Origin of the sequence: Pedobacter rhizosphaerae (assembly GCF_900111155.1) — a bacterium.
GTDB lineage: Bacteria > Bacteroidota > Bacteroidia > Sphingobacteriales > Sphingobacteriaceae > Pedobacter > Pedobacter rhizosphaerae.
In genome coordinates this window covers 178124-184722 of the sequence record NZ_FOGG01000009.1, presented here as the reverse complement: position 1 = coordinate 184722, position 6599 = coordinate 178124, and the positions used below count along the sequence as shown (strand labels likewise).

Sequence of the window (6599 nt, the reverse complement as noted above, 5' to 3'; positions counted from 1 at the left end):
CAGAAGCCCAAGAGAGATTCGCTTTAAGCTTTGGTCTTTATGCTTTTGAGCAATTAAGCAATTTAACAGTTCCACAATTAAACAATTAACTGCTATGCACCCTGGCTTCGGACCCCGGACCTCCGACCTCCGACTTTTTTACCCCCTTCTTCTATAAATCGTCTCCGTTGCCTTCGCTTCTTCTCCTTCTGGAGAAATATTGTAGGCTGTAAAAACAATCTCATCGGCGCTAATTATTTCAACTTCAGTTCTCCAACCCCAGGCTGCGCCATACTCCGGACTTCCATAAGAACCTAAAATAGCAAAGCCATTATCTTTAATCACGCCACTCTCACCACTGGAAAGCATAATTTGAGTGCCCATATGGAACGTATCAATCCAGCTGGCCGAAAACCGTTGGTAAGGGATATCGAAACCAATGATCATTTTTCCTTCAAAAGGTTTCCCTTCTAAACTTCCCTGATAATCGTAGGAAATAAAACGTCCGTCGTATAATGGAGAAATTTCCGCACTCATGGGCGATTCATCTGCCAGTACATCTTTTTCAAACCAGGTTTTGGTTGCTCCTGCCCATGAACCTACTAAGTGAGTTAATAATTTATGTGCACCATCTGTTAAAGACTGCTCCAATTTACTTTTTGCCATATTCAAACTTAATTAAAATTGCTATGTGATAAAAGTGATAGACCAAGAAATCGCCAGCGCTTACATTTTTCTTATTTGACTTAAATGGTGAAAAATACATTTGCTAAACTTTTATTCCATACGAAACGTAAGCACATTTAAGTCCAAAGGTTTAGACTTTCGAAACAAAAACAGCCGCTATGTCCCTCCTCTCCTTCATCCTTGACTCAGCACTAATTTTTGCTTATCTTGTTGTATGCTTAAAACGTTAGATCTCAATCAAGTAATGGTTCTGGATATTGAAACTGTGCCTCAGTATCCACACTACAGTGAATTACCAGCCCATCTCCAATACCTTTGGGAGCAGAAAACCCATCACCAGAGAAAAGAAGATCAAGATCCCGATGAGTTTTATGAACGTGCAGGTATCTTTGCTGAATTTGGAAAGGTCATTTGCATCAGCCTGGGTATTTTCAATATCCACAATGGAACAAATGAATTACGGGTAAAATCATTTGCCGGGCATGATGAAAGAGAAATCCTGCAACAATTTCAGGCATTAATGAATAAGCAAAGTCCGAGCTTATGTTTTTGTGCCCATAACGGCAAAGAATTCGACTTCCCTACCTTTGTCGCAGATTATTAATTAACGGCCTTGATATTCCTGTTCAGTTACAACTTGCAGGTAAAAAACCCTGGGAAGTAAACCACCTCGACACCATGGAACTCTGGAAATTTGGCGATTATAAACATTATACTTCTTTGAGCTTACTGGCAGCTATTTTCGATATTCCCACACCAAAAGACGATATAGATGGCAGTCAGGTAAGACAAGTTTATTATGAAGAAGAAAATTTAGAGCGAATTGTAGTGTATTGTCAAAAAGATGTCGTTACAACCGCACAGGTTTTGTTAAAATTCAAAGGAATGGAAATAATTCCGCCAGATAACATTACCATTGTACCCTAATGTTGAATGTAGATAATTTAAGCATAGACTTTTTCAATCAGGAAGATAAAACCTGGTTCAAAGCCGTTAAAAACATCCATTTTGAAGTAAAAACGGGCCATGTTTTAGGCATTGTAGGCGAATCAGGCTCAGGCAAATCAGTTACTTCCTTTTCCATAATGCGCCTGCATGATGAGCGCTCATCAAAAATTTCTGGCGATATAAATTTCGCTCAAATCAGCCTGCTCAAATTGAGTAGCGAAGAGATAAGAAACTTTAGGGGGAACCATATTTCAATGATCTTCCAGGAACCGATGACCTCGCTAAACCCAGTATTCACTTGTGGAAATCAGGTGGCAGAAGCCATAATCCTCCATCAAAATGTAAGTAAAAGGAAAGCGAGAGAAAAAACAATTGCCTTGTTTGAAGAAGTGCAACTCCCGCGTCCGGAAAAAATATTTGACAGCTATCCACACCAGATTTCTGGCGGGCAAAAGCAACGGGTAATGATTGCAATGGCATTGAGTTGTAATCCAAAGCTTTTAATCGCTGATGAACCCACCACTGCCTTAGACGTTACCGTTCAAAAAAACATTCTGCAACTGTTACTTAAGCTGAAAACAGAACGGGATATGGCCATGATCTTTATTTCTCACGATTTAGGAGTAGTAAATGAAATTGCCGACGAAGTTGCCGTAATGCTTAAAGGAGAAATTGTAGAACAAGGTCCAGCAAAATCAATTTTCGAAAACCCTCAACATCCTTATACCAAAGGCCTCCTGGCTTGTCGACCATCACCACAGCTTCAACTTAAAAAGTTACCCATTGTAGCCGATTTCCTTACCGGAAAAATTGATGATGCCTCGGCGCACTTAAAATCTACTAATCAGATTACGCCACTGGAAATTGAGGAAAGAAGAGATTTCCTATATCAGCAAAAACCGCTCTTATCAATTAAAAACCTATGTAAATGGTACCCCATAAATAACAGTTTATTTGGAAAGCCAAAGGATTTTGTAAAAGCGGTTGATGATCTAACCTTCGAGGTTTATCCAGGCGAAACTTTAGGACTGGTGGGCGAATCAGGCTGCGGAAAAACAACACTCGGCCGAACGATATTAAGATTAATAGAGCCTACATCCGGGCAGATTTACTTTATCGGAGAAGACATTACTCACATAGGGAAAACAGCGCTGAGAAATCTTCGCAAAGATATACAGATCATTTTCCAGGATCCATATGCTTCATTAAATCCACGAATTAGCGTAGGACAATCTATCATGGAGCCTTTAATCGTACATCAGCTCTACCCAAATGATACCATCCGAAAGGAAAAGGTACTGGCGCTTTTAGATAAAGTGGGATTAAAAGAAGAGCACTTTAACCGTTATCCGCATGAGCTTAGCGGTGGACAAAGACAACGTGTAGTTATTGCGAGAGCATTAGCCCTTCAACCTAAATTCATCATCTGCGATGAATCTGTTTCTGCCCTGGATGTATCTGTACAGGCTCAGGTTTTAAACCTGCTTAAAGACCTTCAAAAAGAATTCGGACTAACCTATATCTTTATTTCCCATGATCTGGCTGTAGTAAAACACATCTCCGATCGAATTATAGTTATGAATAAGGGTAAAATCGAAGAGCTCGGATTTCCTGAACAAATTTTTCATTCACCTAAAGCCGCTTACACTCAAAAACTAATCGATGCTATCCCAAAAAGCTAGCTAATATTTATGAAATATATCATCCTATCCCTTCTTTTATCTGTTAATTTATTTGTACAAGCCCAACAAACGGATGTTAACGTAATTCAATCCGAGTATGTTTTTAATCAGGCTCCTTTTGAAGCTTGCCATGCTTCTACTCTCGTTGAATTGAAAAGTGGTGAAATCATGGCCGCCTGGTTTGGTGGTAAACATGAAGGGAGCAAAGATGTTTCCATATGGACAGCTCTAAACAGAAAAGGAAAATGGAGTACTCCCATTCAGGTTGCAGATGGAGTGCAAAATGATAAATTGAGATACCCTTGCTGGAATCCTGTTTTATTCAAAGCCAAAGACGGTACATTGTACCTCCACTACAAAATCGGCCCTAATCCCCGCGAGTGGTGGGCGGTGTATAAAACTTCAAAAAATAATGGCAAAACCTGGTCTGCAGCTCAAAAATTACCCGAAACTTTCCTGGGGCCCATCAAGAATAAGCCTGTACAATTAACCATTGGTAACATCCTCTATCCATCCAGCACCGAAAGCTTAGATGAAAAAACATGGAATATTCATTTGGAACAAACCGACAGTAAAGGTCAAAACTGGAAAAAGATCAACATAGATTGCGACACTTTTGGAGTGATCCAACCTTCAATTTTAACCTATCCCGATGGAAGATTACAACTCCTTTGCCGAAGCAGGCAAAATGTAATTGTAGAGGGCTGGTCTACTGATAATGGTTTGTCCTGGTCTAAATTAAAAGCAACTTCACTCCCCAATCCTAACTCTGGCAGTGACGCGGTTAGCTTAAAAGATGGCAGACAGCTGCTAATCTATAATCCCCTTTCGGCAGGAAAAAACTGGTGGGAAGGTCGCTCGGTATTGAAATTAGCCATTTCCACCGATGGAAAAACATGGAAAGATATTTATACGTTTGAAAACCACCAAAGTGGAGAATATAGTTACCCCGCTATTATTCAGGCTGCAGATGGATCAGTTTATGCCAGCTATACCTCCCTGCGTAAAAAGATAAAATTCTTCAAACTACGTTTAGACTAGTCTGTTTATGATATCATACAGATCACATTTTAACGGCTAAAAACAAGCTTTTTTGCGTCTTTTCTGTATCTTCGGTAAATTCAGTTAAGCTTATGGCAAAGAAAAAATCATCCAACATAAAATTAGTTCTTAATCAACTGGTTAGCGATATTTTTGAAAAAAACGGCAATCAATTGCTCAATTACAAACAAGTATCCGCTAAATTAAACCTAACAGATCAGGAATCCAGAGAAACTATTCTGGAGATTTTAAAGGAAGGTAAACAAACGGGTATTTTCGTTGAATCAGAAAAAGGCAAGTATAAGCTAAAGGAACTGAAGAACTTTATCATCGGCAGTGTGGATATGACTGCCGATGGCTCAGCTTACATTGTTCCGGAAGATGAATTCGAAAAAGATGTTTTCGTTGCGCCACGCAAGCTGAAAAATGCGCTTCATGGAGATACCGTTAAGGTTTATGTTTTTGCTAAAAAAAGCGGCCGCAAAAATGATGGAGAAGTTGTGGAGATCATTAAAAGGGCAAAATCTGATTTTACAGGCGTGATCAAAGTGTCTGATCGTTTCGCCTTTGTTATCGCCGACGATAAGAAGATGATGCACGATATTTTTGTTCCACTGGGTGATATCCATGGCGCAAAGAATGGTCAACGGGTATTGGTTAGCCTGGCAGACTGGCCTGAGGGTGCTAAAAACCCTATAGGCGTAGTTAAACATGTATTGGGTAACCAAGGCGAGAACAATACGGAAATGAATGCTATTTTAGCGCAATATGGTTTCCCTTTAGAATTCCCGCCACAAGTAGAAAAGCAAGCCAATGCCATTCCGGAAGAAATTCCTGCAGATGAAATAGCTAAACGTAAAGATTTTAGAAAAGTACTTACTTTCACCATCGATCCTGCTGATGCCAAGGATTTTGACGATGCCATATCTTATCAAAAATTACCTAATGGGAATCATGAAATAGGCGTTCACATTGCCGATGTATCTCACTATGTAATCCAGGGAACTGACTTGGATAAAGAAGCTTACAGCAGGGCAACCTCTGTTTATTTGGTAGACAGGGTAATTCCGATGCTTCCAGAGCGCTTAAGTAATGGCGTATGCTCATTACGCCCGCATGAAGACAAATTGTGTTTTGCGGCAGTGTTCGAACTGGATGACGAAGCCAATATCCAATCTGAGTGGTTTGGCAGAACAGTTATCCACTCTGATAGAAGGTTCTCTTATGAAGAGGCACAGGAAGTAATTGAGAATAAAGCTGGCGACCATGCTGCAGAAATATTAAAACTCAATGAATTGGCCTATATCTTACGCGATCGTAAGTTTAAAAATGGGGCCATCAGCTTTGAAAGTACCGAGGTGAAATTCAAGCTGGATGAAAACGGTAAGCCAATCGGCGTTTATGTGAAAGAACGTAAGGATGCGCACAAGCTGATTGAAGATTATATGCTTTTGGCGAACCGCAAAGTAGCCGAATTCATTGCTAAAAAAGTGAAGGGTAAAAACAAGCTAACGTTTGTTTATCGTGTACACGACTCTCCAAATATGGAAACACTGAACACCTTTGCCGTTTTTGCCTCCCGTTTTGGTTATAAAATTAACACCAAATCAGATAAAGAAATTGCCAAATCATTGAATTATTTAATGACCGATGTAGAAGGTAAAAAGGAACAAAATATCCTTACTTCCCTTGCCATCCGTTCTATGGCCAAAGCGATTTACTCTACCAAAAAAACAAGCCATTACGGTTTAGCTTTTGATTATTATACCCACTTTACCTCTCCTATCCGTAGATATCCTGATGTGATGGCCCACAGGCTTTTACAAAGCTATTTAGACGGGGGAAAATCAGCAGATGCTGAAGCTTACGAAGTTGCTTGCGTTCATGCTTCGGCTATGGAAAAAAGAGCCGCTGAGGCAGAAAGAGCATCCATCAAATATAAACAAGCCGAATATTTAGAACATAATATTGGCACTAAATATAAAGGAATAATTTCCGGGGTTACCGAATGGGGCATGTACGTAGAAATTGAAGAGAATAAATGTGAGGGAATGGTACGCTTACGCGACATTTCTGATGATTTCTATGTACTCGACGAGAAAAACTACTGCATTGTAGGGCAAAGGAAGAAGAAAAAATACCAATTGGGCGATGAAGTGATGATTAGTGTAAAAAAAGTAGATCTTTCTAAACGACAGATAGATTTTACGCTGATTCAAAATTAAAAATCAGATATTTGCGGCTCAATTACAGTACCCGAAG

The 6599-nt window shown here is 39.7% G+C and carries 6 protein-coding genes; 5 read left to right on the top strand and 1 reads right to left on the bottom strand.

Features of this window, described 5'->3' with window-relative positions; translation table 11 throughout:
• Positions 1-138 precede the first annotated feature (138 nt).
• The gene (locus BMX11_RS09870; protein ID WP_090883855.1) at positions 139-645 is read right to left on the bottom strand and encodes a DUF1579 domain-containing protein; all 507 of its coding nucleotides are present in this window, start codon (positions 643-645) and stop codon (positions 139-141) included.
• A gap of 235 nt (positions 646-880) precedes the next feature.
• Here BMX11_RS09870 and BMX11_RS24650 point away from each other — a divergent pair, with 235 nt between their 5' ends.
• The 5 genes from BMX11_RS24650 to rnr all read left to right on the top strand — a co-directional run bounded on the left by BMX11_RS24650 (position 881) and on the right by rnr (position 6562).
• Complete coding sequence (locus tag BMX11_RS24650) at positions 881-1270, top strand: 3'-5' exonuclease family protein (protein WP_245738629.1); 390 nt, start codon at positions 881-883, stop codon at positions 1268-1270.
• Positions 1237-1593, top strand: a complete 357-nt coding sequence (locus BMX11_RS24645; protein WP_317040112.1) for a ribonuclease H-like domain-containing protein — start codon at positions 1237-1239, stop codon at positions 1591-1593. Before BMX11_RS24650 ends, BMX11_RS24645 begins: the two co-directional genes overlap by 34 nt.
• Positions 1593-3296 carry an ABC transporter ATP-binding protein gene (locus tag BMX11_RS09860; RefSeq protein ID WP_090883854.1) on the top strand — a complete coding sequence of 568 codons (1704 nt, stop codon included), beginning with the start codon at positions 1593-1595 and terminating at the stop codon, positions 3294-3296. The genes BMX11_RS24645 and BMX11_RS09860 overlap by 1 nt, the downstream gene beginning before the upstream one ends.
• A 9-nt stretch (positions 3297-3305) precedes the next feature.
• Positions 3306-4337: a sialidase family protein gene (locus tag BMX11_RS09855; RefSeq protein ID WP_090883853.1), complete on the top strand. Its 1032-nt coding sequence runs from the start codon at positions 3306-3308 to the stop codon at positions 4335-4337.
• Between the two features lie 92 nt (positions 4338-4429).
• Complete coding sequence (gene rnr / locus BMX11_RS09850; RefSeq protein ID WP_090883852.1) at positions 4430-6562, top strand: ribonuclease R; 2133 nt, start codon at positions 4430-4432, stop codon at positions 6560-6562.
• The last annotated feature ends 37 nt before the right edge of the window (positions 6563-6599 follow it).

What these genes read in the sequence shown, in the direction of transcription:
- BMX11_RS09855 (WP_090883853.1), top strand. Translation starts at nt 3,306, where the DNA reads ATGAAATATATCATCCTATCCCTTCTTTTATCTGTTAATTTATTTGTA.
- BMX11_RS09860 (WP_090883854.1), top strand. Translation starts at nt 1,593, where the DNA reads ATGTTGAATGTAGATAATTTAAGCATAGACTTTTTCAATCAGGAAGAT.
- BMX11_RS24650 (WP_245738629.1), top strand. Translation starts at nt 881, where the DNA reads ATGCTTAAAACGTTAGATCTCAATCAAGTAATGGTTCTGGATATTGAA.
- rnr (WP_090883852.1), top strand. Translation starts at nt 4,430, where the DNA reads ATGGCAAAGAAAAAATCATCCAACATAAAATTAGTTCTTAATCAACTG.
- BMX11_RS09870 (WP_090883855.1), bottom strand. Translation starts at nt 645, where the DNA reads ATGGCAAAAAGTAAATTGGAGCAGTCTTTAACAGATGGTGCACATAAA.